At 28.6% G+C, this 26,364-nt stretch carries 35 protein-coding genes; 25 read left to right on the top strand and 10 right to left on the bottom strand.

From position 1 onward, the window contains the following. Positions 1-8 precede the first annotated feature (8 nt). The 3 genes from ACPB8Q_RS00560 (at position 9) to vhuB (ending at position 2,699) form a co-directional block, all read left to right on the top strand. Positions 9-1,265, top strand: a complete 1,257-nt coding sequence (locus ACPB8Q_RS00560; protein WP_423792726.1) for a Ni/Fe hydrogenase subunit alpha — start codon at positions 9-11, stop codon at positions 1,263-1,265. A 35-nt stretch (positions 1,266-1,300) separates the two neighbouring features. Beyond that, positions 1,301-1,453, top strand: a complete 153-nt coding sequence (gene vhuU, locus ACPB8Q_RS00555) for a F420-non-reducing hydrogenase selenoprotein subunit VhuU (protein ID WP_423792725.1) — start codon at positions 1,301-1,303, stop codon at positions 1,451-1,453. A gap of 73 nt (positions 1,454-1,526) precedes the next feature. After that, positions 1,527-2,699, top strand: a complete 1,173-nt coding sequence (gene vhuB, locus ACPB8Q_RS00550) for a F420-non-reducing hydrogenase associated-polyferredoxin VhuB (RefSeq protein ID WP_423792724.1) — start codon at positions 1,527-1,529, stop codon at positions 2,697-2,699. Here vhuB and hemB read toward each other — a convergent pair. After that, positions 2,691-3,668, bottom strand: coding sequence for a porphobilinogen synthase (hemB, locus tag ACPB8Q_RS00545; protein ID WP_423792723.1), 978 nt, complete (start codon positions 3,666-3,668; stop codon positions 2,691-2,693). The genes vhuB and hemB overlap by 9 nt on opposite strands. An 83-nt stretch (positions 3,669-3,751) precedes the next feature. On the opposite strand from hemB, the gene ACPB8Q_RS00540 reads away from it, so the two are divergent. The 3 genes from ACPB8Q_RS00540 to atwA are packed head-to-tail and all read left to right on the top strand — an operon-like array spanning position 3,752 to position 6,031. Continuing rightward, entirely contained in the window at positions 3,752-4,078 is a 327-nt protein-coding gene (locus tag ACPB8Q_RS00540) for an MJ1244 family protein (RefSeq protein ID WP_423792722.1), read from the top strand. A gap of 1 nt (position 4,079) precedes the next feature. Beyond that, a complete protein-coding gene (locus ACPB8Q_RS00535) occupies positions 4,080-4,439 on the top strand; it encodes a DUF134 domain-containing protein (protein WP_423792721.1) in 360 nt (119 codons plus the stop codon). Further along, positions 4,436-6,031: a methyl coenzyme M reductase system, component A2 gene (atwA, locus tag ACPB8Q_RS00530; RefSeq protein ID WP_423792720.1), complete on the top strand. Its 1,596-nt coding sequence runs from the start codon at positions 4,436-4,438 to the stop codon at positions 6,029-6,031. The genes ACPB8Q_RS00535 and atwA overlap by 4 nt, the downstream gene beginning before the upstream one ends. A 3-nt stretch (positions 6,032-6,034) precedes the next feature. On the opposite strand, the gene ACPB8Q_RS00525 is transcribed toward atwA, so the two are convergent. The 5 genes from ACPB8Q_RS00525 to ilvN are packed head-to-tail and all read right to left on the bottom strand — an operon-like array spanning position 6,035 to position 9,653. Continuing rightward, a complete protein-coding gene (locus ACPB8Q_RS00525; protein WP_423792719.1) occupies positions 6,035-6,562 on the bottom strand; it encodes a tRNA (cytidine(56)-2'-O)-methyltransferase in 528 nt (175 codons plus the stop codon). Further along, the gene (locus ACPB8Q_RS00520) at positions 6,555-7,412 is read right to left on the bottom strand and encodes a homoserine kinase (protein ID WP_423792718.1); all 858 of its coding nucleotides are present in this window, start codon (positions 7,410-7,412) and stop codon (positions 6,555-6,557) included. Before ACPB8Q_RS00520 ends, ACPB8Q_RS00525 begins: the two co-directional genes overlap by 8 nt. After that, entirely contained in the window at positions 7,409-7,714 is a 306-nt protein-coding gene (cutA, locus tag ACPB8Q_RS00515) for a divalent-cation tolerance protein CutA (RefSeq protein WP_423792717.1), read from the bottom strand. Before cutA ends, ACPB8Q_RS00520 begins: the two co-directional genes overlap by 4 nt. 36 nt (positions 7,715-7,750) lie before the next feature. Continuing rightward, positions 7,751-9,148, bottom strand: a complete 1,398-nt coding sequence (gatB, locus tag ACPB8Q_RS00510; RefSeq protein WP_423792716.1) for an Asp-tRNA(Asn)/Glu-tRNA(Gln) amidotransferase subunit GatB — start codon at positions 9,146-9,148, stop codon at positions 7,751-7,753. Between the two features lie 4 nt (positions 9,149-9,152). Further along, the gene (gene ilvN / locus ACPB8Q_RS00505; RefSeq protein ID WP_423792715.1) at positions 9,153-9,653 is read right to left on the bottom strand and encodes an acetolactate synthase small subunit; all 501 of its coding nucleotides are present in this window, start codon (positions 9,651-9,653) and stop codon (positions 9,153-9,155) included. A 92-nt stretch (positions 9,654-9,745) separates the two neighbouring features. Here ilvN and argF point away from each other — a divergent pair, with 92 nt between their 5' ends. Both argF and ACPB8Q_RS00495 read left to right on the top strand, forming a co-directional pair. Then, positions 9,746-10,648 (top strand): ornithine carbamoyltransferase, encoded by a 903-nt coding sequence (argF, locus tag ACPB8Q_RS00500; protein ID WP_423792714.1) that lies wholly within the window; start codon positions 9,746-9,748, stop codon positions 10,646-10,648. A gap of 2 nt (positions 10,649-10,650) precedes the next feature. Then, a complete protein-coding gene (locus tag ACPB8Q_RS00495) occupies positions 10,651-11,169 on the top strand; it encodes a metallophosphoesterase (protein ID WP_423792713.1) in 519 nt (172 codons plus the stop codon). A 69-nt stretch (positions 11,170-11,238) separates the two neighbouring features. Here the strand turns inward: ACPB8Q_RS00495 and ACPB8Q_RS00490 are convergent, their stop codons facing one another. After that, positions 11,239-11,781, bottom strand: coding sequence for a DUF99 family protein (locus ACPB8Q_RS00490; RefSeq protein ID WP_423793452.1), 543 nt, complete (start codon positions 11,779-11,781; stop codon positions 11,239-11,241). A 138-nt stretch (positions 11,782-11,919) separates the two neighbouring features. Here ACPB8Q_RS00490 and ACPB8Q_RS00485 point away from each other — a divergent pair, with 138 nt between their 5' ends. The 17 genes from ACPB8Q_RS00485 (at position 11,920) to ACPB8Q_RS00405 (ending at position 23,566) form a co-directional block, all read left to right on the top strand. Beyond that, a complete protein-coding gene (locus tag ACPB8Q_RS00485) occupies positions 11,920-12,147 on the top strand; it encodes an RNA chaperone Hfq (RefSeq protein WP_423793451.1) in 228 nt (75 codons plus the stop codon). 105 nt (positions 12,148-12,252) lie between these two features. Next, a complete protein-coding gene (gene rpl7ae, locus ACPB8Q_RS00480) occupies positions 12,253-12,606 on the top strand; it encodes a 50S ribosomal protein L7ae (RefSeq protein ID WP_423792712.1) in 354 nt (117 codons plus the stop codon). Positions 12,607-12,671: 65 nt separating this feature from the next. Further along, complete coding sequence (locus ACPB8Q_RS00475) at positions 12,672-12,899, top strand: 30S ribosomal protein S28e (protein ID WP_423792711.1); 228 nt, start codon at positions 12,672-12,674, stop codon at positions 12,897-12,899. Positions 12,900-12,915: 16 nt separating this feature from the next. Beyond that, positions 12,916-13,119 carry an eL24 family ribosomal protein gene (locus ACPB8Q_RS00470; protein ID WP_423792710.1) on the top strand — a complete coding sequence of 68 codons (204 nt, stop codon included), beginning with the start codon at positions 12,916-12,918 and terminating at the stop codon, positions 13,117-13,119. Between the two features lie 7 nt (positions 13,120-13,126). Next, complete coding sequence (locus ACPB8Q_RS00465; protein ID WP_423792709.1) at positions 13,127-14,197, top strand: DNA cytosine methyltransferase; 1,071 nt, start codon at positions 13,127-13,129, stop codon at positions 14,195-14,197. A gap of 132 nt (positions 14,198-14,329) precedes the next feature. Then, complete coding sequence (locus ACPB8Q_RS00460; protein ID WP_423792708.1) at positions 14,330-15,169, top strand: CBS domain-containing protein; 840 nt, start codon at positions 14,330-14,332, stop codon at positions 15,167-15,169. Positions 15,170-15,171: 2 nt separating this feature from the next. Next, positions 15,172-16,248, top strand: a complete 1,077-nt coding sequence (locus tag ACPB8Q_RS00455; RefSeq protein ID WP_423792707.1) for a DUF2117 domain-containing protein — start codon at positions 15,172-15,174, stop codon at positions 16,246-16,248. A 9-nt stretch (positions 16,249-16,257) separates the two neighbouring features. Further along, positions 16,258-17,493: a Glu-tRNA(Gln) amidotransferase subunit GatD gene (gatD, locus tag ACPB8Q_RS00450; RefSeq protein WP_423792706.1), complete on the top strand. Its 1,236-nt coding sequence runs from the start codon at positions 16,258-16,260 to the stop codon at positions 17,491-17,493. Positions 17,494-17,536: 43 nt separating this feature from the next. Then, entirely contained in the window at positions 17,537-17,722 is a 186-nt protein-coding gene (locus ACPB8Q_RS00445; RefSeq protein WP_423792705.1) for a hypothetical protein, read from the top strand. A 220-nt stretch (positions 17,723-17,942) separates the two neighbouring features. After that, positions 17,943-18,920, top strand: coding sequence for a methanogenesis marker 12 protein (locus ACPB8Q_RS00440; protein ID WP_423792704.1), 978 nt, complete (start codon positions 17,943-17,945; stop codon positions 18,918-18,920). Next, a complete protein-coding gene (mtxX, locus tag ACPB8Q_RS00435; protein ID WP_423792703.1) occupies positions 18,917-19,633 on the top strand; it encodes a methanogenesis marker protein Mmp4/MtxX in 717 nt (238 codons plus the stop codon). The genes ACPB8Q_RS00440 and mtxX overlap by 4 nt, the downstream gene beginning before the upstream one ends. Beyond that, the gene (gene uppS, locus ACPB8Q_RS00430; RefSeq protein ID WP_423792702.1) at positions 19,630-20,430 is read left to right on the top strand and encodes an undecaprenyl diphosphate synthase family protein; all 801 of its coding nucleotides are present in this window, start codon (positions 19,630-19,632) and stop codon (positions 20,428-20,430) included. Before mtxX ends, uppS begins: the two co-directional genes overlap by 4 nt. Continuing rightward, positions 20,427-20,897, top strand: coding sequence for a protease complex subunit PrcB family protein (locus ACPB8Q_RS00425; protein WP_423792701.1), 471 nt, complete (start codon positions 20,427-20,429; stop codon positions 20,895-20,897). The genes uppS and ACPB8Q_RS00425 overlap by 4 nt, the downstream gene beginning before the upstream one ends. 6 nt (positions 20,898-20,903) lie before the next feature. After that, positions 20,904-21,425, top strand: a complete 522-nt coding sequence (locus tag ACPB8Q_RS00420) for a hypothetical protein (protein WP_423792700.1) — start codon at positions 20,904-20,906, stop codon at positions 21,423-21,425. Between the two features lie 7 nt (positions 21,426-21,432). Next, positions 21,433-21,981: a hypothetical protein gene (locus ACPB8Q_RS00415; protein WP_423792699.1), complete on the top strand. Its 549-nt coding sequence runs from the start codon at positions 21,433-21,435 to the stop codon at positions 21,979-21,981. Further along, complete coding sequence (locus ACPB8Q_RS00410) at positions 21,965-22,567, top strand: OB-fold nucleic acid binding domain-containing protein (protein WP_423792698.1); 603 nt, start codon at positions 21,965-21,967, stop codon at positions 22,565-22,567. Before ACPB8Q_RS00415 ends, ACPB8Q_RS00410 begins: the two co-directional genes overlap by 17 nt. Further along, a complete protein-coding gene (locus tag ACPB8Q_RS00405; protein WP_423792697.1) occupies positions 22,568-23,566 on the top strand; it encodes a potassium channel family protein in 999 nt (332 codons plus the stop codon). A gap of 7 nt (positions 23,567-23,573) precedes the next feature. Here ACPB8Q_RS00405 and hdrB read toward each other — a convergent pair whose 3' ends face one another. The 3 genes from hdrB to ACPB8Q_RS00390 form a co-directional block, all read right to left on the bottom strand. Further along, positions 23,574-24,461 (bottom strand): CoB--CoM heterodisulfide reductase subunit B, encoded by an 888-nt coding sequence (gene hdrB, locus ACPB8Q_RS00400; protein WP_423792696.1) that lies wholly within the window; start codon positions 24,459-24,461, stop codon positions 23,574-23,576. Positions 24,462-24,484: 23 nt separating this feature from the next. Continuing rightward, on the bottom strand, positions 24,485-25,069 hold the full coding sequence (gene hdrC, locus ACPB8Q_RS00395) for a CoB--CoM heterodisulfide reductase subunit C (protein ID WP_423792695.1): 585 nt from the start codon (positions 25,067-25,069) through the stop codon (positions 24,485-24,487). A 108-nt stretch (positions 25,070-25,177) separates the two neighbouring features. Next, entirely contained in the window at positions 25,178-26,341 is a 1,164-nt protein-coding gene (locus tag ACPB8Q_RS00390; protein ID WP_423792694.1) for a glycosyltransferase family 4 protein, read from the bottom strand. Between the last annotated feature and the right edge of the window lie 23 nt (positions 26,342-26,364).

Genomic DNA, 26,364 nt, shown 5'->3' with positions numbered 1-26,364 from the left:
GTGATTATATGCATTTACATATTGAGCCCATATCCAGAGTAGAAGGGCATGGTAAAGTTGAGATTATATTAGATGAAAATGGAAAACCTAAAAATGTTAGATTACACATAACTGCACTTAGAGGATTTGAGCAGTTTGTTGTTGGTAGGCCAGCTGAGGAAGTTCCAAGAATTGTCCCAAGAATCTGTGGAATTTGTCAAGCTCCTCACCACTTAGCAAGTGTTAAAGCAGTTGATAATGCTTGGGGAGTTGAGATACCAGATACTGCAAAAAAATTGAGAGAATTAATGTTATTAGGTAATATGATTCACAGTCATGCACTACATTTTTTCTTCTTATGTGCTCCTGACTTTATATTAGGAGTAGATGCATCTCCAGAGATTAGAAATATTGTTGGATTAATAAATGAGAATCCTGAATTAGCTAAAAAGGCAATAGCATTAAGAAGATTTGGACAAAGATTAGTAGATGTAACAGGAGGTAAAGCAATACATCCAATAACAGGAGTTCCTGGAGGAGTATCAAAAAGAATGAAAGAAGAAGAAAGAGATAAACTCTTAAAAGAAATAGATACAATGATTGAATATGCTAAGGAAAGTGTGGAAGTTGTAAAAGATATAACTAATAAATTTATGGACAAAGTTAAAGAGCTTGGAGTTATAGACACTTGGTATTTAGGAATATTAAATGAAGGAAAGCACACATTCTATGATGGAACTTTAAGATTTTTATCTCCTGATGGTAAAGAAAAGGTAGAATTTAAACCAGAAGAATATTTAGATTATATAGGAGAGCATGTTGTTAAACATTCTTATGTTAAATATCCATACTATAAAAAAGTTGGCTATCCAGATGGAATTTATAGAGTTGGGCCATTAGCTATGTTAAATGTTTGTGACGAAATGGAGACAGAGTTGGCAGAAGAATATAGAAAAGAGTTCTTTGAAACTTTTGAATTTCCAGTTAAAGAATCATTAGCATATCACTATGCGAGAATGATTGAATTAGTTGAAGCTTGTGAGAAAGCTAAAATATTATTAGAGGATAATGACATTACTTCAGATAACATTAAGGTAGATGTTGAACCTAAGGCAGGAGTCGGTGTAGGTGTTGTAGAAGCTCCAAGAGGAGTTTTAATCCACAACTATGAAACTGATGAGAATGGTATTGTTGTTAAAGCTAATATGATAGTTGCATCAACACACAATGTTCCACCAATGGAACAAGCAATAATTCAAGCTGTTGAAAAAATACTAAATGAATAAGAAAATTATAAATGATAATTTAGAGGTGAGTAAGTATGAGTAATGAAAAAGAGATAAAAATTGAAGAGTATAAGTTAAACTTAATAGAGATGGTTTTAAGAGCTTATGACCCTTGATATTCATGTGCTGCCCATATAATAATAAAGAATGAAAAAGGAGAAATAATCAAAGTTATAAAAAGTGAATAGCTCACAACCGAACCCCTTTGTGGGAGGTTGTGAGCACCTTTCTATTTTTTATAAACTTTAAAAAGGTGAATAGATGCCAATAACAATCCAGAAAGATGCATGTTTGGTATGTTATGCATGCCAAGCAGAATGTCCAAATGGAGCTATAGACATAGACAGTTTTAAGGTATGTGCATTGTGTTTCCAGTGTGTTGAGTCATGTCCTACAGGAGCATTAGTAGAGGAAGAGATTGAGTTAGATGGGAAGAAATTAAAAAGAGTTGGATACTTACCCCATAAATGTGAAAAATGTGGTACTTGTCAAGAAGTATGTCCAACAGGAATAAAGAAAGTTGATGATACATTCCCTTACTCAAAAGGACATTGTGTTTTATGTTTAAAGTGTATAGATGTATGTCCAATTGAAATAATCTCACTCCCAGGAGTTATAGATAAACCACTCAAAAAAATTGAAATACCAAAAGAGCCAATAGTTGTAACTGAGAGCTGTGTTGGTTGTGAGATTTGTGTCCCAGAATGTCCAGTTAATGCTATAACAATAGAGAATAATAAGGCAGTTATTGATAAAAGTAAGTGTATTTACTGTTCAATTTGTGCTCAAACCTGTCCTTGGAATGCTATATATGTAGCTGGAAAAATACCTAAGAAAAGAAGAAAGGAAATCAAAAAATTTGTTGTTGATGAAGAAAAATGTATATTCTGTTTAGAATGTGTTGAAGTTTGTCCTGGAAACATGATTAAAGTAGATTATGAAAACATGATTGTTAAAGTTCCAAAGGCATGTCCAGCATGTAAGTTGTGTGTAAAAACATGTCCAGTTGATGCATTAGAGTTAGATGTTAAATATAGCTCACCACATCCAATAACTGATGAAGGATTGGTTATTGTAGAGGAAGACTTTGAGATATTAAAAAAATGTGCATCTGTTTGTCCAACTGATGCAATAGTAGTAGATGAAGATAAAAAAGAAGTTAGAATGTGTATAGTTTGTGGAGCTTGTACAGTTGCATGTCCAAATGGAGCTCTAAAATTAGGTAAGATAGAGCATAATGGAAAAGAGTATAATAGAATTGAATACTCTCCATATCTATGTCAAAAATGTGGTGAATGTGTCAAAGTTTGTCCTATGAAAACACTAAGATTAACAAGGTCAGAAAAATTGCCATTAAAAGGATTCTGTGTTATGTGTCTATTATGTTTAAGTGTTGCTGAAAAAGAAAAAAAGAAAGTTTTAGAATTAAAATAATCCCATAATTATTTTTTTTGCTACTTCTTTTGCCCAATATGTTATAATGAAGTCTGCTCCTGCCCTTTTTATTGAATAAAGTATCTCTTTAATAACCTCATCCCTATTTATATATCCAAGTTTAGCTCCACTTTCAACTAAAGAATATTCTCCACTAACTGAATAAGCCCCAATAGGCAATAAAAATCTATCTTTTGCCAATTTAACAATATCTAAATAAGATAATGCAGGTTTTATTAAAATCAAATCTGCTCCTTCTTTTATATCTAACTCTATCTCTTTTAATGCTTCTCTCCAATTTCTATAATCCATTTGATAACTTTTTCTGTCTCCAAATTTTGGAGCTGAATCAGCAGCTACTCTAAATGGTCCATAAAAAGAGGATGCATACTTTGCAGCATAACTCATAATTAAAGTTTCAGTAAATCCTTCTTTCTCTAAGATTTCTCTTATTGCTCTAACTCTTCCATCCATCATATCAGAAGGGGCTATAATATCAGCTCCTGCCTCAGCATAATTTAAAGCTATCTTCTGGAGAATTTCTAAAGTTTCATCATTTAAAATTTTTCCATCTTTTACTATTCCACAATGTCCATGTGTTGTATATTCACATAAGCAACAGTCAGCAATAACTATTAACTCATCTCCAATCTCTTCTTTAATACCTTTTATAGTCCTTTCAATAACATTACCTCTCTTATATGCTGATGTGGCAAAATCATCCTTTTCTTTTGGTATGCCAAATAATATAACTGCTGGAATACCTAAATCAGCTATTTCTTTTGCCTCTTCAATAGCTTTCTCTACACTAAATCTATATTGATTTGGCATTGAAGGAATCTCTTTTTTATCTTTTATATTTTCATCTACAAAAATAGGCATTATTAAATCATTTACACTTAAACAACTTTCAGCTACTAAATTCCTAATTTTTTTATTTTTTCTTAATCTTCTTGGTCTTATTAACATAGTTAATCCCCGATTTTTTTTAACATTAATTATAAATATTCTTAATTAAATTATAAAAATTATCTCAATAGAGAGGGGAAACTATGAAAGTTTTAGTATATGTTTTTGTTGAAATTGAAAATGTAGGAAAAGCAATAAATGCATTATCAGAGGCTGAAATAACAGGATTCTTTTTATATGAATATAAAGGTATGTCTCCACAAGATTGGAAAGGTTTTTTAATTGATGAAGCTCCTGAAGCTGCTGTTAATGCAATAAAAAACTTAGCAAAAAATGCAGTAGTTATAGGGACTGTTGTTAGTGAAGAAAAGTTTTTAAAGATTAAAAAGTATATTAATGAAAAACTCTCAAATGAGAAATATACAATTATTGCTGTGCCAGTAGTAGATATAAAAGTAAATGTGGTTTAAAATGAGAGGAAGACCAAAAATTGTAAGACTAGTAAGTGAAGAACCAAAATTTAAAGTTTTTAAACCTCAAGGAATTCCAATATCTGAATTAGATAAAGTTAATTTAACTGTTGAAGAGTTAGAAGCTTTAAAATTAGTTGATTATTTAGATTTAACTCAGGAAGAGGCAGCTAAATTAATGGGTATTTCAAGAAGAACTTTGTGGAATTTATTAACAGCTGCAAGAAAAAAGATTGTTGATGCTTTACTACATGGAAAAGTTATCTATATTGAAGGAGGACACTATAAAATTAGGGAATGTGGAGAATGTTTTAGATATAGATTTAGACATGGAAAACACTGTAGAGAGGGGATAGAATGATACTATTAGAGGTTAAAAATGTTACTAAAAAATTTGGAGATAATGTTGTTTTAAAAAATATCTCATTTACTTTAAATGAAAAAGAAGCTTTGGGAATATTAGGTAGAAGTGGAGCAGGAAAATCTGTTCTTTTACATATGTTAAGAGGAATGGATGGATATGAACCTACTGAAGGAGAAGTTATTTATCATATCTCATACTGTAAAAAGTGTGGATTTATAGATGTTCCATCTAAAGAAATATGTAAAAAATGTAATAGTGAGATGGAAAAGTTGGAAGTTAATTTATATGAAGATAAAAAATATTCCTATCAACTAAGAAAAAGAATTGCTATAATGTTCCAAAGGACTTTTGCTTTATATGGAGATAGAACAGTTTTAGAGAATGTATTAGAGGCTTTACATCAAGCTGGATATGAAGGTGAAGAAGCCTATAAAAGGGCATTAGAACTAATAAAAATGGTTAAGTTGGAGCATAGAATTACACATATTGCAAGAGATTTATCTGGGGGAGAGAAGCAGAGAGTTGTTTTAGCAAGACAAGTAGCTAAAGAACCATTTATATTCTTAGCAGATGAGCCAACTGGGACATTAGACCCTAAAACAGCTGAAATTGTTCATAATGCTTTAAGAAATTTAGTTATTGATAAAGGAATATCATTAGTTTTAACTTCACACTGGCCAGAGGTTATAGCTGAATTAACAGATAGAGCTATCTGGTTAGAAAAAGGAGAAATTTTAGCAGAAGGTAATTCTAAGGAAATTGTTAAGAAGTTTATGGAACAAGTTAAAGAATTTAAAAAGCCAGATGTTGAAGTTGAAATAAAAGAGGACATTATAAGATTAGAAAATATCTCAAAACACTACTGTTCAGTTGATAGAGGAGTTATAAAAGCAGTTGATAATGTAAATCTAAACATTAGAGAGAATGAAATATTTGGTTTAGTTGGACCAAGTGGAGCAGGAAAAACAACATTAGCTAAAATAATAGCAGGAGTTTTAGAACCATCAAAAGGAAGATATCTATTTAGATTAGGTGATGAATGGATAGATATGACTAAAAAGGGATTACATAGAGGTAGAGTTAAGAGATATATTGGAATACTATTCCAAGAATATGCACTCTATCCATACAGAACTGTCTTAGAAAATCTAACTGTTGCTATTGGTTTAGAGCTTCCAGATGAGTTTGCAAGGATGAAAGCTATCTATACTTTAACATCAGTTGGATTTAGTGAAGAAGAAGCTGAGAAAATTTTAGATAAATATCCACATGAGTTAAGTGTTGGAGAAAGACATAGAGTTGCATTAGCACAAGTACTAATAAAAGAACCAAGAGTTGTTATATTGGATGAGCCAACTGGAACAATGGATCCAATAACAAGAAATACAGTAGCAGAATCAATATTAAAATCAAGAGTTGAGTTAGAACAAACATACATTATAGTTTCTCATGATATGGACTTTGTTTTAAAAGTTTGTGATAGAGCAGGATTAATGAGAAAAGGTAAGTTAGTTAAAGTAGGAAAACCAGAAGAAATTGTTAAAATATTAACAGAAGAAGAAAAAGAAGAAATGTTTGCTAATAAATAAATATTATTTTTTCCTAATAACTTCTTTTCCTTTTAGTGAAGGAACTATTTTCATTTTTGCATTTTCAAATTCTCTATATAATGTTTTTCCTTCAAATAATCTATCTAAAAATATTGCTAATGCAGCTATCTCTGAATGGGGTTGATTGCCAACAGATATGTTATAATCTGCTAAATCATAAACTTCTCTTGGAACTTTTTCAGCTCCAATAATTATTAATAAATCCCTATCTTTTATTTCTTCTCTAATTTTTGGAATATATTCATTAATATTTGCCCCATACATTGTAAGATGGACAACAATTCCTCTTTTTTTAAATTCTTTAATATATTTTTTCCAATTCTCTATAACTTCAAATTTAAAATTTCCTCCCCATGTATTAACTACTTTCTCAACTGTTCTTTTTACATTTTCATCATCAACAGTAAATATTATTTTATCTGCTCCCAAAGCTCTTGCAGTTAAAGCCACATGAGTAGATACTCTTTTATCTCTCTCATTTCTATGTCCTAATCTTAAAACTTCAATCATGAACTCCTCTACCTACTCTGGTTTTTATAACCTCTCCATAATATTCTTTTGCTAAATCAATTAACTCATCTATTTTATCCTCTTTTGGTATCATTAATATAGATGGTCCTGAGCCAGAAATAGTGACTCCATAACAATATTGTTTAGCTTTTTCTCTAAATTCAAAATATTTTGGAATTAATTTTCCTCTTACTGGCTCAATAACATTATCTTTCATTATACACGCTCCCAATAATTCAATATCTTTATTATATAAAGAATAAACTAAGGAAGAAGCATAAGCTACATTGTTTATCATATCATTTAAATCTACTTTTTTAGGAATGATTTTTCTTGCTTCTTCTGTGTCTATATTTATATCTGGAATAGCTACAACAACATCTAAATTAATATCTATATTCAATACTCTTAGAGGATTTTGTAGAACTATTGTAAAACCTCCATAAATTGCAGGAGCTACATTGTCATAGTGTTGTCCTTTCTCTCCATAAGCAGCATATCTAACCAAATCTAACTTAGATAAATTTAAATTAAAAAGTTTGTTTATTGCATAAGCTGTCCCAGCAGCTGAGGCAGCTGAACTACCTAACCCACTTCCAGGCTTAACTCCTTTTTTTATTTTTATATAGACTCCTTCATCAATTTTAAAGTCCTCTAACATCTTTTTAGCCACTAATCCAGCAGTATTCTTTTCTACATCTTTTGGAATATCTTCTCTATCTACATCAATAACTATTCCTTTATCTATTTTCTCAACTTCTATAATGTCATAAGGTTCTTCTAAACATAATCCAAATACATCAAATCCAACTCCTAAATTTGCTGATGTGCATGGAGAATAAACTTTCATTCTACCACTTCATCCAACCACTTTAAATATTCAATATTTACATCATCCACATCTATCTTCATAATTAGAGGAGTTGAATAAGGATGATTCTCTTTAATAACTTTTTTAACTTCTTCCCATTTCTCATTTTTAGTTTTTATAATCACTCCTATTTCATCATCTTCCTCTATCTTACCTTCCCACCAATAAAGTGCTTTATGTTCTCTTATATTTGCACAACCTATTAGTTTCTTCTCTAAAAGTAATTTAACAACTTTTTTAGCACTTTCTAAATCTGGAAAGGTTGTATATATTAATATCATAAATCTCACCAAAAAATAAAGATTTTTAGGTTTTATTTATTTTTTATCTAATTTTTCTTTTAGTAGTTGAATAACTTTTCTTGGTTCAGCTCTACCTTTTGTTATTCTCATTACTTGCCCCATTAAGAAATTAAGAGCTTCTTTCTTTCCAGATAGATAATCTTCAACTGCTGATGGATTGTTTTTTATTGCCTCTTCAACTGCTTTTATTAAATAGGATTCATCCTCTATAACAGTTAAGTTTTTCTCTTTAACTATCTCTTTTGGTGTTTTTTCTCCTCTATTTTTAACTATCTCATCTACTAACTCCTTAGCAATTTTTTCAGATATAACCTTTTTCTTGATTAACTCTATTAATTCAGCTATATGTTCTGGTTTAACACCACATTCATATAAATCTAATTTATGATAGTTTAAACTTCTTACTAATTCATTTTTAACCCATACAACTGCTAATTTAGAATCATTTGTTAATTTAACTACTTTTTCAAAGAATTCTGCCAAGTCTAAATCAGCTGTTAAGACTTCTGCATCTTTCTCATCTACTTTATACTCCTCTATAAATCTTCTTTTCTTCTCTAAAGGTGTCTCTGGCATCTCTTGTTCAATTTTTTTAACCCAATCTTCATCTATAACAATTGGCTGAACATCTGGGTCAGGGATGTATCTATAATCTTCAGCAGTCTCTTTACTTCTCATTGCCTTTGTAATCATTTGACTTTCTAAGAAAGCTCTTGTTTCTCTTTTTACTTCTCCTCCTCTCTTCATTATATTTTTTTGTCTTATTAATTCATATTTAAGAACTTTATAAACTCCTTTTATGGAATTGACATTCTTTATTTCAACTCTATTTCCTTTTTTTCCATTATATTCAATAGATATATTTACATCCACCCTCATTGTTCCTTCTCCTCTAAGATACCCAAGATATCTAAATAGAGTTAATAAATTCTTTAAGAATTTTCTTGCTTCTTCTGGACTTCTAATATCTGGTTTTGTAACTATCTCAATTAGAGGAGTTCCACATCTATTAAAATCTACTAATCCTAAACTTGGATTATACTGTCCAGGGTCTTCTTCTAAGTGTATCTCCTCTATCCCAATTCCTAAAAAATTTCCATTAACTCCTATTGGTGTAGATGTTCTCTGATAACCATTAGGTAAGTCAGGATAGTCATAGTGTTTTCTTTGGAAATATATATCTTTGTTAAGAACTATCTCACAGTTTAACATCTTAGCTACCATTAAAGCAACATCAACAGCTTTTTTATTTACAGGCATTGGTTTAGCTCCAGGCATTCCTGTACATATTGGACATATATTTGTGTTTGGTTCAACATCCTTATAGTTTGTTGGACATCTACAAAATAACTTAGATTTAGTATCTATTTGGACATGAATCTCTAACCCGCAAATCATTTTAACATCTTCCATTTAATCACCTTGATTTTGGTTTTAAAACTTTTGGACCTCTTGCCATAGCAGTTATTCCAGTCCTTGCCATTTCTTTTATACCAAAGGGCTTAACTAACTCTACAAATGCATCAATTTTATCAGAACTTCCTGTTATTTCAACAGTTAAAGATTCAGGAGATAAATCTACTATTCTTCCTCTAAATACATCTGTATATTGAATAACTTGAGATTTTGTAGATTCATTTGGAGCATAAATTTTAATTAGACAGAGTTCTCTTTGGACAGATTTATCATCCAACTCAGAAACTTTTATAACATCAATTAACTTATTTAGTTGTTTAATTACCTGCTCTACTATTTTGTCATCTCCATTAACAACAATAGTCATTCTTGACAAATTAGGATTTTCAGTTATTCCAACAGTTATACTTGATATATTAAATCCTCTTCTTGTAAATAACCCTGCTATTCTTTGTAAAACACCTGGTTTGTTTAAAACTAAGGCAGATATAACATGTCTCATAAACAACCTCCTCACAATATATAAATTATTTATTTAATTATTGCCAAATTTATTATTCTAACTTATAAATAAAAATTTCTAAGGGGATTTATATGCATGTGTTAGATTTAGATATATTTAGTAGAGATGATATATATAAAATCTTGGAATATAGTGGGAAATTTAAAAAAAATAGATATTCTCATGAAAAATTTCTTAAAGATAAAAGTTTTGTAATAATATTTGAGAAACCTTCAACAAGAACAAGAATAAGTTTTGATTTAGCAGTATATGAATCAGGAGGGCACTTAATAACCTTAAATAAGGGAGAGTTCCATTTAGGAAAGGAGGATTATAAAGATACTGCCAAAGTTTTAAGTAGATATGTAGATGGAATAATTGCCAGAGTTTTTTCACATACATCATTAGAAAGATTAGCAAAATATTCAGATGTTCCAGTTATAAATGCACTCTCTGATTTAGCTCATCCATGCCAAATTTTGGCAGATTTACTAACTATAAAAGAGAAGAAAGGTAAATTTAAAGGTTTAAAATTAGCTTATTTAGGAGATGGAAACAATGTGTGCAACTCTTTAATCTTAGGTTGTGCTTTGGTAGGGATTGATTGTTATATAGCTACTCCAAGAGGTTATGAACCAAACTCTAAACATATTTTGAAAGCTTTAAATATTATTGAGAAATATGGAGATGGCTCTTTAACACTAACTAACAATCCAAAAGAAGCTTTGGAAGAGGCAGATATATTATATACTGATGTATGGGTTAGTATGGGAGAAAAAGAAAAAGATGAAAACCTCTTTAAACCTTATCAATTAAATAAAGAAGCTTTGGAATTAGCTAAGGATGACTGTATAGTTATGCACTGCTTACCAGCTATTAGAGGAAAAGAGATAACTGATGATGTTATTGATAGTGAGAATTCTGTTGTCTATCAACAAGCTGAAAATAGATTACATGCACAAAAAGGATTATTAAAATTTATTTATGATGATTAAGTATGAGGAAAATATTCCTTATATCTGATACACATTTTAATCATGTAAATATAATAAAGTATTGTAATAGACCATTTAAAGATGTAGAAGAGATGAATAGAATACTTATAGAAAATTGGAACAACACAGTTAAAGATAATGATATTGTTTATTTCTTAGGAGATTTTAATTTAAGCAGAAATAAAAATAAAGTAGCAAGAGAAATAATGAGTAATTTGAATGGAGAAATTATATTTATAAGAGGAAATCATGACAAATTTGGAGAAAAATTTAAAATTATTGAATATAAAGGTTATAAATTCATGTTAATACATAATCCAGATAGTTCTTACACTTTAAATTTTGATGGATGGATAATACATGGACATCATCATGCAAATGACTTAGATAATTATCCATTTATAAATCCCAAAACAAAGAGAATTAATGTTTCTGTTGAGGTTATAAACTACAAACCTGTGAATATTGATTTAATTATAAAGTTGATAGAAAAAGGTGAAGTTGTTAAAAAAATATTATGATATTACATTATTTAATATGTTAATTTTTCTAATTAAGTTTTCTGGCTTTTATATATACCTCTTGAAAACTTATAAATACAAAAATCCTCTTCCAATTAAATGGGCTAATCTTAAACATTCTGGAAATTTACTTTTTAATCTTGTTTTTTCAAGAATCTTTTTTATTGATTTTAAATCAATTCCTACATATTGAACATAGATATTATCTAACTTTACTGGTTTTGGTTGAGATTTTATTATCTCAATTCTTATATTATAATCTAAAAAATGTTTTTTAATTGCATTAAATATTTTCTCATAATTTGGATATTTGTCAATAACAACAACCACAGGAATATTGGTTCTTTTGTATATCTCATTTATATCAGCTATATTAAATCCTCCAAAGGTTATTCCTGACAAAAAAATAACTTTTATTTTGTTATAGTGTTTTCCTTTAACAACATCTATAATTTTGTTAGTAACATCTAATCCATCCTTTTGAAACTTTTTAAAATAGACACCATCAACTATTTTGTTTCCTCTCATATATACAGCTGTCAAGATACAATCTTTATCATTCTTTTTAAAAGGAGCATCATCAAAACCAATAACTTCAATCTCATTCTTAATTATCAAGATATCACAATTTCAGTTATAGTATATTCAATTTCATTTTAGTCTAATTTATATAATTTTCTTAACAATAAACTTTATATACTGTAAATTTTTATGATTATAGCTAATTCAAATATTGCAAGGTGGATAGATATGAACAAACAACCAAAAAAAGGAGGAAAAAGACCTCAACAAAAAAGACAACAGCAAAATTTTGAATATGCAAGAAGATTAAATGGTAAAAAAGTTAAAATACATTTAAGAAATGGAGAAATATTGGAGGCAGAAGTTACAGGAGTTTCAAACTATGAAATAATCATAAAGATAGATGATAAAGAAATCTTAGTATATAAACATGCAATTGACTATATAGAATATTAATTTTAGCAAAACTTTTAAATAGTATTTTACTATTTTTTTATTAACTTCATTATATTAAAGGGCAATCCCTCCGGATTGCCCAATAAAAATGAAGGAGGGATAAAAATGGCTATTTATGTAAAGTTCAATGTTCCAGAAGATGTACAAAAAGAAATTTTAGATATGGTTGCAAAAGCAAAAAAAATTAGAAAAGGAGCCAATGAAGTTACAAAAGCAGTTGAGAGAGGAATTGCTAAGTTAGTTGTTATTGCTGAAGATGTTAAACCAGAGGAGATAGTTGCTCATCTCCCACCATTATGTGAAGAGAAAAATATTCCATATGCTTATGTCTTATCAAAACAAGATTTAGGTAAGGCAGCAGGAATAGAAGTAGCATCATCATCAGTTGCTATTATTGAGCCTGACAATGAAGAAGAATTAAACAAATTAATAGAAAAAATTAATGCATTAAAAGAATAAAATTATTTTAACTAATTAATATTTTTCCTAAAACACAATTTTAAATTATATTTTTTGGTGAAAATATGGAGGATGAATTTGTATATAAAGAGGCTGTTGCTGCTGAAGTTATTGAAATTATTGGAAGAACAGGAGTTACTGGGGGAATTATCCAAGTTAGATGTAAAATATTGGGAGGAAAAGATACTGGTAGAGTTTTAGTAAGAAATGTTAAAGGTCCTGTTAAAGTTGGAGACATTATTATGTTAAGAGAAACAGAAAGAGAAGCAAGACCATTAGACAGAAGAAGATAAATTTAGAGGGATATTTATGCCAGAATGGAAAAAATGTAGTTTTTGTGGTTATGAAATAGAGCCTGGAACAGGAAAAGTTTATGTTGAAAAAGATGGAAAAGTTTTATACTTCTGTTCAAGAAAATGTGAAAAAAGTTACTTTATGGGAAGAAATCCAAGAAAACTAAAATGGACAAAAATATACCAAGATATGAAAAAAGAATTAAAAGCAAAACAATGAGTTGGTTATGAAGTTCATAGATTTATTTTCAGGAGCTGGTGGATTTTCGAGAGGTTTTGTTGAAGAAGGATTTAATCCTTTATTGGCTATTGAATTAGAGGAAGATGCTGCTTTTTCCTATGCTTTAAATTTTAATGGAACTATTTTAGAAAAAATAAACAATGAATTTAAAATTAGGGAATTAAAAGGATATGTCTCTATTTATCCTTTTAAACATCCTTTTGATGAAGAATCTATTAAATGGTTAAAATTTTTAAAAACATATAGAGAAGATTTAAATCCAATAGTTATTAATGGAGATATTAGAGAAATTCATTCTATTGATATAGAGAAACTAATTAAGAAAAAAGTTGATGTTGTTATTGGAGGGCCTCCTTGTGAAGGTTATACAGGAGCTAATCCTAAAAGAGAAAAAAATCCTTTTAATAGATTATATAAAGATGAGACAGGAAGGTTGGTTTTAGAGTATATAAGAATTGTTGGAGACTTACAACCAAAAATCTTTGTTATGGAAAATGTTCCAGGAATTAAAGATGTTAAAGGAGAGTTAATAAAAGAATTTAGGGATATAGGTTATGAAAGCATATACTTCAATGAGTTAAATGCAGAAGATTATGGTAATCCTTCTGTAAGAAGGAGAGTATTTATCTCTAATATAGAAATAAATCCAGAAAAAACTAAAAAAACAACAGTTATTGAAGCTATTGGAGATTTAATGTATAAAGGGAGAGATATTCCTAACCATGAGTATATGGCTCTTCCTAAGAGATATAGAAATAAAGTTCATAAACTTGGATGGGGAGATGCCTTCTTATACTTTAAAGGAGCTAATAGAAGATTAGGAAATTATATAAGATTACATCCATTTAAATTAGCTGAGACAGTTATGGGTAAGAGGTTTTTTATTCATCCTTATGAAGATAGATTACTAACTCCAAGAGAACAGGCAAGATTGATGAGTTATCCAGATTATCATCTCTTTGCAGGAGGATTAAGAAGTTCTTTAAATCAGATTGGAGAAAGTGTTCCACCATGTGTAAGTAGGGCAATAGCAAAAGTAGTAAAAGAAAACTTATAACATAATTTTTAATATTTATTTTTAATATTTTTATTCTTTTTTTAGAAAATTCAAAATTTTTTATAAATCATAAACTATTTATTTTACTGAAATTAAGTATTATATAGAATCTAATTTTCATTGGTGAAATGTGTGAGAGCTCTTGATGTAGTAAAAGGAAAAAAATTAGTTTTAATTCCTCCAACCACAACTATAAGAAAAGCTTTAATCATAATGAACAACAACCAATTTAGAAGATTACCAGTAGCAAATCCTGGAAGTAAAAAGTTAGAAGGAATTATAACAGCTATGGATATAGTTAATTTTATTGGTGGAGGAGACAAATACAATTTAATTAGAGAGAAACATAATAGAAACTTTTACCATGCAATAAATGACAAAGTTAAAGAAATTATGACTAAGGATGTTGTTACATTAAGTGAGAATGCAGATATTGATGAAGCTATTGAAACATTTTTAGAGAAAAATGTTGGAGGAGTTCCAATAGTAAATAAAGATAATAAAATTTTAGGAGTTATAACTGAGAGAGATGTTATTAAGACATTAATTGATAAGATTGATGAAGATACAACAATAGATAAATATACAACAAAAAAAGTTATATGTGCTACTCCTGGAGAGAGATTAAAAGATGTTGCAAGAACTATGGTGAGAAATAAATTTAGAAGATTACCAGTAGTTAGAGAAGAGAAATTAGTAGGAATAATTACAACAACTGACTTTATAAAGCTTTTAGGTAGTGATTGGGCTTTTGAGAAATTAAAAACTGGAAATGTCAGAGAAATTACCAATGTAAGAATGGAAGAGATTATGGCTAAAAATGTTATAACAACTAATGAAGAAGCTAAGTTAAAAGATGTTGCTAAAATTATGATTGAGAAAAATGTAGGGGCAATTCCTGTTGTTGATGATGACAATAAACTAATTGGAATAATAACCGAAAAAGATGTTATAAGATATTTTGCTGAATAATTATGAAGATTGGAGTAGTTGTCCATGGACCAAAGATTGTAGATAGTGGTTATGCCCTAAAAATTATTAATCTTTTAAAAAAATTTGGTGATGTTAGGGCAAAGTTAGGAGGCACTATGGGAAGAGTTGCAGTTATTGATAATAAATTAGATAATATAATAGATATATCTGAAAAACTTTACCCTTCAGAAGCTTTAAAAAAACTATCTAATGATTGTGATGTTCTTTTTTTATTGAACTATGGAAAATCTAAAATAACTGGACATACTTTTGGAAAAATTGTTGTTGAGAGAGCAAATATAAATAAGCCAATTATACAGATAGAAAGACCTGGAGAGAATGATGGCTCTATTTTATTATGGAACTTTGATAACTCAAATACTAAATTAAATGAAATAGTAAAGTATCTATCAGAAGAGTTAAATTTAAAAATAGAAAGATGTATTTCTGATGGTCTAACATTTTGGAAAGAAAAAAATAAGAAATTTAGGAGAATACATGGAGTTGAGAAAGGAGAGCCAATAGTTGTAAATGGAGTTGTTATAGGAAGAGCTGATAATGATGAAGTTATTTTAATAGAAGAAGATGGAAATATTTCAATAATTGGAGGTACTCTAAAAGAGGAAGGTTTAGAAAGATTAGGAAAGATAGATTTAGAGAAAGCTGTTATAAAAACTGGTTTATTGAGGAGAGATAATAAAGATTTAATTTCTTATCCAAAAAAAGACTTTGGAAGAGTTGGGTATATAAACCATTTTGGTGAAGATGCTCTAAAATATAAAGATTATTTAGCAGTTATAACAATTGGAGATGATACAACTGAAATAGTTGGGGATATCTTAGCAAGGTTTAATGTTAGGGTTGTTGGTGTAGTTGATGGAGATAAGGACAACTTACTAAGTAAGAGTAATATTACAATAGGTTCTGTTATCTTTAAAATTATAAATTGTAGGGATGATGAAGCAGGAGAGCTATTAAAAATATTTAATGAAAAAGAATATTATTTTGATGAGTTAATATTTGAGATAGAAAATCTATTCCAAAGAAATAATATCCTTTATAAAAAAATAATAAAGTGAGGAGAAATAATGGATGTTGGGGATTTAGTAAAGATTAGGACAGATAAAGGAGAATTTATTGGAGTTGTTATTCCATCTTATGAAGATGATGTAATAACTTTAAAGTTAAAGAATGGATACAATATAGGAATTTTAAAAGAAAATATAAAAGATTATGAGATTTTGGAGAAATATAAAAAGCCTAAATATAAATTCCCTCCAATAAAAAAAGATGAACAGTTAGATAAGACAATATCTATTTTATCCACTGGTGGGACTGTTGCATCAAAAGTAGATTATAAGACAGGAGCTGTCCATCCATCATTTACTGCTGATGATTTAATTAGAGCTGTGCCAGAGCTTTTAGATATTGCAAACATTGAAGGTAAAGCTATTTTAAACATATTAAGCGAAAATATGAAACCAGAATATTGGATAAAGATAGCTAAGGAAATAGAAAAAGAAAGTAAAAAAGCAGATGGAATTGTTATTGCCCATGGAACAGATACAATGTCTTATACTGCTGCTGCATTATCATTTATGGTAAAATCTACCTTTCCAATAGTTTTAGTAGGAGCTCAGAGAAGTAGTGATAGACCTTCATCAGATGCCTATCTAAATTTAATTAGCTCAGTTTTAGCTGCAAGAGAAAATATAGGCGGAGTTTATGTTGTTATGCATTCTACAATAAATGATACATCATGTTATTTACATAGAGGAGTAAAAGTTAGAAAATGTCATACATCAAGAAGAGATGCTTTCCAGTCAATAAATGCAAAACCTGTTGCTGAAATTTTCCCATTAGAGAAGAGAATTAAGTTCTTCTATGATGTAGAGAGATATGATGATAAAAAGATAGAGGTTAATACAAATTTAGAGGAAAAAGTTGCTCTAATAAAGATTTATCCTGGAATGGATGGAGAGATAATTAATTTCTATGTCGATAGAGGTTATAAAGGAATAGTTTTAGAAGGAACAGGATTAGGACATGCTCCTGAGTATATATTTGATAATATAAAGTATGCTGTTGACAATGATGTCTTAGTTGTTATGACATCTCAATGTATAAATGGAAGAATAAACATGAACGTATATTCAAATGGTAGAGAGTTGCAAAAATTAGGAGTTATTGGCTGTGAGGATATGATTCCTGAGGTTGCATATGTTAAACTGATGTATCTTTTAGGAAACTACAACTTAGAGGAAGCTAAAAAGCTAATAAACAAAAATTTAGTTGGAGAAATTGAATATAGAAGTATATATTAACTATTTTTGTTTTTTACTTTCATTTAAATTTTTAGGTGAAAAAATGGAAATTACTATAAAAATTGAGATTCCTGATAAGGATTTGAAATATATTGACATTGAAGAAATTACCAAAAAAATAAAGAAAGAAATTGAAAGAAAAATTAGTGTTATGAAACTCTATGGAAAGTTTAAGAAGGAAGATGTTAAGAAAGCTATGAGAGAGGCTGAAGAGGAATGGGGATTATAAAAGCGTTTATTGATTCAAATGTAATAATTAATCATTTTAGTGGTAACATTAATATTTTGGAATTATTGGAAAAATATGATAAATCCCAAAATATAGTTTAGTGATAATATGCTTCTAAAAATAATTTATGTTAAACTAATGCATTTGTTAGGAAACATATACTAAACTCTTTTTTTAACTCTATTGGATTTATTTATTAAAAATTTTTTGTGGTGAGTTAATGATAACTGTTGGAATAGACCATGGAACATCTGGAATTGTTGTCTGTATTAAAGAAAATAAAAATTATACAATTTTTAAGCTAAAGAGAACAGAACTTTTAAAAAAATCTTTTTTAGAGGAATTAAAAAATTATGTTTCTTTGGGAGATATTGATTTAATAGCTTTAACATACTCTATGGGAGATGGAATAAATAAAATCTTGCCTATTGAAAGAGTAAAAAATAGAGGAGTTTTGTCTATTGAAGGAGCTGGAAAAAAGATTGGTGGTGGAACAAAAGTTTATGATGAAATTAAAAACTCAAATATTCCAACTATTGTCATTCCAGGATTACATAGGGGAATAGAATGTTTAGACAGAAGATTTAGAGCTTTATATTCACACATATCCTCTCCTGAAAAAATTGGAATTGCATACTATGCACACAAAAAATTTAACTTAAATGATTTTGTTCTTTCTGATATCTCTTCAAATACAGTAACTCTATTAATAAAAGATAAAAAATTCTTTGGAGGCTTTGATGCCTGTATTGGTGCAATAGGTATTTTGCATGGACCAATAGATTTAGAATTAATTAGAAAGATAGATAATAAAGAAATAACTGCAAATGAAGCATTCTCAACAGCTGGAGCTGTTAAAATAGCTAAAAGATATTTAGGAGTTGAAAATACAAAAGAAGAAATCCTAAAAAATTATCATAAAGATGAAAATTGTAAATTAGCAATAGACAGCTTAATTTTAAGTGTAGCTATGGAAATAAATTCTTTATTACCTCTTTTAGATAAAAAAATTGTAGTATTAGCTGGCTCTGTGGGTGTGTATAGAGACAATATTAATATTCCTAATGAAATAAAAAAATTTGTAAATGGAGAAATATATATTTTAGATGGTGAGAGTGCTGCAATAGGTTTATCATTAATAGCAGAAGATATATTAAAAGGAGAAAGAAACATCTTAGGAATCCCAGTGGAAGTATGATTGGATTAGGATTAGGAGAGAAAAAAAAAGAGGTTTTAAAAGCTTATGAAAAGTTAAAATCTGAAGGGATTGAAGTTCAACTGTTTGATAACTATAAGGAACTTATTGACAGTCTATTAAATAAAGAGATTTCTGGAGCTGTTAGAGGTTCTTTACCATCTAAGACAGTTTTATATTTAAGAGAAAAAATAGGAAAATTTTATAGAGCTTCTATATTAAAAAATCCCTTCTATAAAGATGAGATTTTTTTACTTTCACCTGTTGGAATAGATGAGATATCAGAAAATAAAGAGGAGAGAATAAAAGATAAAATAAATATTGTTAAATATTCATCCAATTTTTTAAATAGTTTAAATATTACTCCAAAAATAGGACTACTTTCAGGTGGAAGATTAGATGATTTAGGTAGGGGAAAGGTAATAGATAAAACGATTTTAGAGGCTGAAAGAATAAAAAATGAAATAAAAGATTTAAATATAGTACATAAAGGAATACTAATAGAAGAATATTTAAGAGAGAAATGTAATGTTATTATAGCTATTGATGGAATAACTGGAAATTTAATTTTTAGATGTTTAGCTTTAATTTTTAATTTAGAAGGATATGGAGCTATAATATTAAATAAAAAAGTTAATTTTATAGATACAAGTAGAAATGGTAACTGGAAGAGATACTACAATGCAGTAAAATTTCTTTGTAAGGGTTTAAAATGAAAAATATAATGTTGAATTTATACAATAAGATTAAAAAATTAGGAATTTTAAAAATTTATGAAAAAAAATTGGAGTTAGAAATAGACAAAAATAATTTACCAAAACATATAGCCATTATTATGGATGGAAATAGAAGAACAGCTAAGATGTTGGGTAAAAAAAGCTATGAAGGACATTATTTAGGAGCAGAAAAAGCCAAAGAAGTTTTAAGATGGACAAGAGATTTGGGTATCAAAGTAGTAACTCTTTACTCCTTCTCCTTAGAAAATTTTAATAGACCTAAGGAAGAGATTGATGTATTGATGAAACTATTTAAAGAAAAATTTTATGAGATAGCTGATGATAAAGATATCCACAAATACAAAGTTAGAGTTAAGGCAATAGGTAGAATTCATCTCCTGCCAAAGGATGTGCAAGAAGCTATAAAATATGCAGAGGAGAGAACTAAAAATTATAACAATTTTTATGTAAATATTGCAATTGCTTATGGAGGCCAACAGGAAATTGTAGATGCTGTAAGGAAAATAGCTGAAAAAGTTAAAAAAGGAGAACTAAATCCAGAGGATATTGATAAGGAGACAATTGATGACCATCTTTATACTTCTCACTTACCTCATCCTGAGCCAGATTTAATAATTAGAACATCAGGAGAAGAAAGAATTAGCAATTTTTTAATTTGGCAGAGCTCCTACTCAGAACTATATTTTTGTGATGTATATTGGCCATTTTTTAGAAAAATTGATTTTTTGAGAGCTATTAGAGACTATCAAAGAAGACAGAGAAGGTTTGGTAAATGAAGTATTTAATTGTATTATTAATTTTTTTATTATTGACAGGATGTGTAAATAACACTACTATTGAGAAAAATAACAATAGTATTATCTATAACTACAATAACAAAGATATAAATAAAAATACAACCATAACCATAAATAATACAATAAAAAATGACATAATAAGCAAGAAGAATATAGTAAAGAATCTATCTTATAAAATTCTATCTTTTGGATATTGGGGAGAAAAAGAAAAGAGAAACTACTACTATTATAAAGATAATAAAACTATTATTGTTATAAATCTTGGGGAAAAACCATCTGGGGGTTATAAAATCAAAGTTCTAAATATAACTTTAATCAATAATACTGCTAATGTTTATTATAGGGTTGTTCCTCCAAAAGATTTTGCAATAACTGTTATAACTTATCCATATATTAAATTAGAGATTAATGGGATTTATAAAGTGGAGTTTCATGAAGTTAGGTGAAAATTTATGAAAGATTTTTTAGAATTAGTTAGAGAAAGCCATAAATTAGTTGAAGAAGAAGAAAAAGCAAATTATTTGGATGAGATATTTTTTGGAGCAATAGTTACTACATTAGTAGATAAAGGATATATCCTTTTAAATATCTATTCAGATACCAATAGTCATTTATTTATCTTAGAAAAGGACAGAGAAAAATTTGGAGTCTCAATCTATACAAAAAATCACTCTGTTGTTGAAGCTAAGACAGTTGGATGTAGAGCTTTAATAAAATTCTTTTATGGAATCCCAGTTAAAGGACTATCTGATATTTTTAGTAGAATGAAAAAACTCTCTCTTTCAAAAGGTTTGGAAGATATTGGAACTATTTCTTATGAATATGAAAATTATTATCTATATGTCTCAACAATTTTATATTTAGATATAAATAAATATATTGACTTTGAGACATTAGATATAAACTATGAACAGTTAGAGAAAGATATTTCTTCAATAATCTCAGCTTTAAAAACCTACTTAACTATTGGGTGATTATCAAATGTTTAAGTTTTTATCAGAGTTATCTCACAAAAGAGAGCTTAATGAAGCAGTTGATGAAATATTTATTGGAGTTCTAATTAATTATATGTATAAGAATAATGCTTATTTAATTGAAATTTTGTCAGATTCTCAAAATAACCATTCTTTAACATTTAAATTTAAGGATAATCCTGTATTTTACAAATTAAAAATAACAGTATCAAGAAAAGTGGAAGGATTAGCTTCTAAGCTCCTTGGTTCTCAAACAGTTTTAGAGTTTGAGGCTATTTTAAGAAATGAGATTGTTGAGCCAGAAGATATAATAAGAATGTATCAAACAGATTTTAAAAATATGTTTAAAATTCCATTATTTGGTAATGTTGTTATTGACCATGATTTGAACTATATTATTGCAAGGACAAAATATATAAAAGATTTAAATAAATATGTCTCAGGAGAAAATGTTGATAAAGAAGCTATCTATAATGAAATAGACAAAATTATAAAAACCTTAGAAGAACATTTAAAACCACTAAAAAAGGAGTTGTTTAATGAATCTGAACAATAAGAATATAATTCTTTTATCTCTAACTATTCTTTCTATTGTTTCTATTACTTACCTATTTTTGAATCCTATAAAACCAGAATACAAAAAAATTTCTGAAGTAGAGAAAGGGGATTATGTAGTTTTAGAGGGCTATATTCAAAAAATGTATGTAAAAAGAGATGATTATAGACATATCATTGATATATACAAAATTACTATTAATGATGGTTCAGGAAATTTAGATATTATAGTTTTTGGTAATGTTAGGAAAGATTTATTAAATTACATTTTAAATTATACACCATCTATAAAAGAAGGAGATAAAATTAAAGTTGTTGGAAAAGTATCTGAGTATAATGGTAAATATGAGATTATTTTAGATGACATCAATAATTTTATGTTAATTCAAAAAAATAACTTTAAAAGAGATATTTATTTATCTCCTTATCCAACTAATATATATGCATCAAAATATGGAAAAACTTATCATGTTGATATAAATTGTCCTTATGGGAAAAGAATAAAAAATAAGATTTACTTTTATTCAGAGGAAGATGCTAAGGAGCTTGGATATAAACCTTGCAAAAAATGTTGTAGTAGTGAATAGATGGAAACACTTGAAAGGATAAAATTAGGAATATTGGTCTTAATAGGATTAATAATAATTGAAACTTTTGTACTTTCAATAACTGAGGGATGGGATATTTTTACATCTTTTTATACAGCAGTTGTTACTATATCTACTGTTGGATATGGAGATTATACTCCTAAAACATTTCTTGGAAAGCTGTCTATAATTGTTTATATATTCTTAGGAGTTGGGACTGTTGCATATACAATGGGTAATATTGCCTCTTTTTTTATAGAAGGACATTTTAAAAAGTATTATAGGATGAAAAAAATGGAAGATAAAATAAAAAAAATGAAAGACCACTATATACTATGTGGTTATGGAAGATTAGGGAGAATAGTTGCAGATAAACTAAAAAAGAATAATATTCCTTTTATAATTGTAGATAATAATGAAAATATAATTAATGAAGCTATTGAAAAAAATCCTGATTTAGTTTGTATTGTTGGAGATGCCACTTCTGATGACATACTACTAAAAGCTGGAATTGAGAGAGCCAAAGGATTAATATCTGTTGTCTCAACAGATGCTGAAAATGTGTTTATTACTCTCTCAGCTAAAAAACTAAATCCTAATATCTATGTAGTTGCCAAAGCAGATAAACCATCTACATTAGATAAGCTAATAAAAGCAGGGGCAGATAGAGCAATATGTCCTTATGTAGTTGGAGGTATGGAAATTGCTAAGATTGCAATAAATCCAGATATTGTTGAATTTGTTCATTCTCTAATAGCAAATGAAGAGGAAGATATGGAAATTAGAAGGTTTGTAGTAAAAAATCACAAGTTAGATGGTATAAAATTAAAAGATTCTAAAATTAGAGAACTTACAGGTGCTACAATTTTAGCCATTAAAAAAGGAAATCAGATGATAACAAGTCCTCCTCCTGAGGTAGTTATTAACTATGGGGATGTTATATATGCCTTTGGTAGTAGAGAACAATTAGAAAAATTAAAAAAATATCTAAATAATTAAAAAAATTTTATTCTAATAAACCTAATTTTTCTAAAACAGGGTCACAAGATATAAAGTGTAAGTCCATAGCTACATCTTTTGGTTTCATTCCCATAGCTAAACCTAACAATTGAGAGTAGTGTATAACTGGAAGATTGTACTCTCTACCAAACTTCTCTTTTATTTCTATTTGTCCTCTATCAAATTGCAAGTGGCAGAATGGACATACCTCAGTTACACAGTCTGCTTTTGCTTCTTTCATAGCTATTAATTTTTTCTCAGTCATTTTTAAAGCAACATCTAAAAATCTTGCTCTAACACCCCCTCCAGCTCCACAGCACATATTTTTATCTTTGTAGTTTATTGACTCTGCTCCTAATGCCTCTACTAAAGCATCAAAGGATTTAGGTCTTTCAGAGCTTTCTAAGTGTTTTACATCAGTTGGTTTTAGATAGTGACATCCATAATGAACAGCAACTCTCAAATTTAGAGGTCTAACAACTTTTTCTCTAATATAGTCAGGACCTAAATCAAAGTATAGAACTTCTGGAAGATGTCTAACTCTTATAGTTCCTTTATATTCCATACCATATTTTGATAATACACTATTAACAAACTCTCTTGCTCTTTCATTTTCTTTTAATATGTGGTCCGCTTCAAATAAAGAACCATAACATCCATTACATATTGTTAAAATATCCATCTCTTTTTCTTCAGCTACACAGAGATTTCTTGCAGCTAAAACCAACCATGTCTTTAAATCAAAACTACCAAAAACTCCAGGAGCTGGACAACATGAAGCCTTTTCAAATGGATGAAGTTTTATGCCTAACTTTTCCATAGCAACATAAGTAGCTTTCTCAATTCCTGGATATCTATTTGGTGCAATACATCCTAAGAAAAATAAGAATTCCATAACTATCTCACCTTAAAAATTTTTTATTCTGACATATCTTTCCATTTTGGTTCTTCTAACTTACCTGTTTCATAACATATACCAACCATATCACAAAATCCTAAATCTCTCATAATTTCTTGCATAATCTTTAAAACATCTGGATACTTATGTGTTGTTGGAGGAATCTCACTTAAACCTAATTTTTTTCTTACTTCTCTTATTTGGTCATTTATTGGAACTGCATGTCCAGTTTTAAATACATAAAGAGCTGTTTTTCTATGGGCTAATGCCATTTTTCCTTCTCTTGCAGCAATGTTTCTCATAACTTTTATGATATCTGTTATCTTTACTTCTCTTGGACATTTTTCATAACATTCATAACAAGTAGTGCATAACCATAAATCATCAGAATCAATAACAAATTTTCTCATTCCACATTGAGCAAATCTCATCAATCTTCTTGTTCTATAACTTGTTACTCTACCACTTGGACATGCTCCTGTGCAAGTTCCACACTGATAACATGCTTTAAAAGAGGCAACATGATGCTCATCTAAAATCTCTTTTCCAGTTTCTATAATTTCATTTATAAAATCTACACTCATGTCTTTATTTGTTAAAACCATAATCAATCCCCCATAAATAGATTCTATTAAATGTTAAATTATTTTATATCTTCTATAATAATTTACTTAATAATATTTTTAATAAAAATTATAAAAATTCTTTATAAACTATTTCATCATATCAATAGCTATTTTATAAACATTAACGGTCTCTCTTGCTATACATTCCCAGCTGTATTTAGTATATACATCTTTCTTGGCATTTTCAACAATATACTTTCTAAGTGCTTCATCAGATAGAACTCTATCCACTCCCCATGCAATAGAATCAGGATTTTTTGGATATACCCAAATTCCATTGTATTCATGCTTAACTATCTCCCTTAAACCACCAACTGAACTCACTACAACAGGGACAGAAGCAGCCATAGCTTCCAATGCAACTATACCAAATGGCTCATAGACAGATGGAATAACTACAACATCAGCAATTTTATATAACTTTATTAAAAAATCTTCATTTACAAAACCTAAAAATATTACTTTATCTCTAACTCCTAATTTATTAGCTAAATCTTCTAAGTAACCTCTCATATCCCCATGTCCAGCTATAACTAATTTAACATTATGTTTCTCTAAAATTTTTGGTAAAGCTCTTATTAAATACTCTACTCCCTTTTGATAAGTTAATCTACCAACATAAAGTATAACTTTTTCATAGATTATTCCTAAGCTTTCTTTTATTCTCCATTTCTCCTCATCAGGTAAAAAAATATCATACTTCTCTGGATTTATCCCATTATAAATAACTTTTACTTTATCTTCAGGTGTATTAAAAATAGAGCAAACTTCATCTTTTAGAGCTTTACTTACTGTTATAACTTGACAAGATTCATATGTAGATAAATATTCAATTGTATGGATTGTCTTTGAGTCCTCTGAATATAAACCTCCACATCTACCTATTTCTGTGCTATGTATTGATTGCACATAAGGCATTTTGCAGAGATGTTTTATATTAGCTCCCACAAAATGTGTCATCCAATCATGACAGTGAATAACATCATAATCTAAACCTAAAATACCTAATTTCTTTTCCATTTCTTCAGCCATTAAAATAGCCCAAGTTAAAAAGTGTGAGTGAGTAATTGGTCTAACTCTATATACATTAACACCATTAATATTTTCATATTCTGGAAGGTTGTAGTCAGTAGTAATAATATCTACTTCATGACCTAACTTAACTAAACCTTCAGCTAAACCCTTACAATGTATAGCTAACCCTCCAACAACTTTAGGAGGATATTCCCAGGTTACAATAGCAATCCTCATATTCCCACAATTAAATTATTTGG

Origin of the sequence: Methanocaldococcus indicus (assembly GCF_049554935.1) — an archaeon.
GTDB classification, from domain to species: domain Archaea; phylum AGJL01; class Methanococci; order Methanococcales; family Methanocaldococcaceae; genus Methanocaldococcus; species Methanocaldococcus indicus.
Note: the sequence above shows the minus strand (reverse complement) of the source record. Positions and strands in the feature narration are given on the sequence as shown.

Coding starts and splice junctions, on each gene's coding strand:
- ACPB8Q_RS00415 (WP_423792699.1), top strand. CDS start 21,433: ATGTTTAAGTTTTTATCAGAGTTATCTCACAAAAGAGAGCTTAATGAA.
- vhuB (WP_423792724.1), top strand. CDS start 1,527: ATGCCAATAACAATCCAGAAAGATGCATGTTTGGTATGTTATGCATGC.
- mtxX (WP_423792703.1), top strand. CDS start 18,917: ATGATTGGATTAGGATTAGGAGAGAAAAAAAAAGAGGTTTTAAAAGCT.
- ACPB8Q_RS00495 (WP_423792713.1), top strand. CDS start 10,651: ATGAGGAAAATATTCCTTATATCTGATACACATTTTAATCATGTAAAT.
- hdrB (WP_423792696.1), bottom strand. CDS start 24,461: ATGGAATTCTTATTTTTCTTAGGATGTATTGCACCAAATAGATATCCA.
- ACPB8Q_RS00455 (WP_423792707.1), top strand. CDS start 15,172: ATGAAGATTGGAGTAGTTGTCCATGGACCAAAGATTGTAGATAGTGGT.
- ACPB8Q_RS00520 (WP_423792718.1), bottom strand. CDS start 7,412: ATGAAAGTTTATTCTCCATGCACATCAGCAAATTTAGGAGTTGGATTT.
- hdrC (WP_423792695.1), bottom strand. CDS start 25,069: ATGGTTTTAACAAATAAAGACATGAGTGTAGATTTTATAAATGAAATT.
- ACPB8Q_RS00560 (WP_423792726.1), top strand. CDS start 9: ATGCATTTACATATTGAGCCCATATCCAGAGTAGAAGGGCATGGTAAA.
- rpl7ae (WP_423792712.1), top strand. CDS start 12,253: ATGGCTATTTATGTAAAGTTCAATGTTCCAGAAGATGTACAAAAAGAA.
- ACPB8Q_RS00445 (WP_423792705.1), top strand. CDS start 17,537: ATGGAAATTACTATAAAAATTGAGATTCCTGATAAGGATTTGAAATAT.
- ACPB8Q_RS00390 (WP_423792694.1), bottom strand. CDS start 26,341: ATGAGGATTGCTATTGTAACCTGGGAATATCCTCCTAAAGTTGTTGGA.
- ACPB8Q_RS00440 (WP_423792704.1), top strand. CDS start 17,943: ATGATAACTGTTGGAATAGACCATGGAACATCTGGAATTGTTGTCTGT.
- hemB (WP_423792723.1), bottom strand. CDS start 3,668: ATGTTAATAAGACCAAGAAGATTAAGAAAAAATAAAAAAATTAGGAAT.
- cutA (WP_423792717.1), bottom strand. CDS start 7,714: ATGATATTAATATATACAACCTTTCCAGATTTAGAAAGTGCTAAAAAA.
- ACPB8Q_RS00405 (WP_423792697.1), top strand. CDS start 22,568: ATGGAAACACTTGAAAGGATAAAATTAGGAATATTGGTCTTAATAGGA.
- ACPB8Q_RS00425 (WP_423792701.1), top strand. CDS start 20,427: ATGAAGTATTTAATTGTATTATTAATTTTTTTATTATTGACAGGATGT.
- ACPB8Q_RS00410 (WP_423792698.1), top strand. CDS start 21,965: ATGAATCTGAACAATAAGAATATAATTCTTTTATCTCTAACTATTCTT.
- ACPB8Q_RS00420 (WP_423792700.1), top strand. CDS start 20,904: ATGAAAGATTTTTTAGAATTAGTTAGAGAAAGCCATAAATTAGTTGAA.
- ACPB8Q_RS00485 (WP_423793451.1), top strand. CDS start 11,920: ATGAACAAACAACCAAAAAAAGGAGGAAAAAGACCTCAACAAAAAAGA.
- ACPB8Q_RS00540 (WP_423792722.1), top strand. CDS start 3,752: ATGAAAGTTTTAGTATATGTTTTTGTTGAAATTGAAAATGTAGGAAAA.
- ACPB8Q_RS00475 (WP_423792711.1), top strand. CDS start 12,672: ATGGAGGATGAATTTGTATATAAAGAGGCTGTTGCTGCTGAAGTTATT.
- gatD (WP_423792706.1), top strand. CDS start 16,258: ATGGATGTTGGGGATTTAGTAAAGATTAGGACAGATAAAGGAGAATTT.
- argF (WP_423792714.1), top strand. CDS start 9,746: ATGCATGTGTTAGATTTAGATATATTTAGTAGAGATGATATATATAAA.
- ACPB8Q_RS00525 (WP_423792719.1), bottom strand. CDS start 6,562: ATGATTGAAGTTTTAAGATTAGGACATAGAAATGAGAGAGATAAAAGA.
- ACPB8Q_RS00465 (WP_423792709.1), top strand. CDS start 13,127: ATGAAGTTCATAGATTTATTTTCAGGAGCTGGTGGATTTTCGAGAGGT.
- gatB (WP_423792716.1), bottom strand. CDS start 9,148: ATGGAAGATGTTAAAATGATTTGCGGGTTAGAGATTCATGTCCAAATA.
- ilvN (WP_423792715.1), bottom strand. CDS start 9,653: ATGAGACATGTTATATCTGCCTTAGTTTTAAACAAACCAGGTGTTTTA.
- atwA (WP_423792720.1), top strand. CDS start 4,436: ATGATACTATTAGAGGTTAAAAATGTTACTAAAAAATTTGGAGATAAT.
- uppS (WP_423792702.1), top strand. CDS start 19,630: ATGAAAAATATAATGTTGAATTTATACAATAAGATTAAAAAATTAGGA.
- ACPB8Q_RS00470 (WP_423792710.1), top strand. CDS start 12,916: ATGCCAGAATGGAAAAAATGTAGTTTTTGTGGTTATGAAATAGAGCCT.
- ACPB8Q_RS00535 (WP_423792721.1), top strand. CDS start 4,080: ATGAGAGGAAGACCAAAAATTGTAAGACTAGTAAGTGAAGAACCAAAA.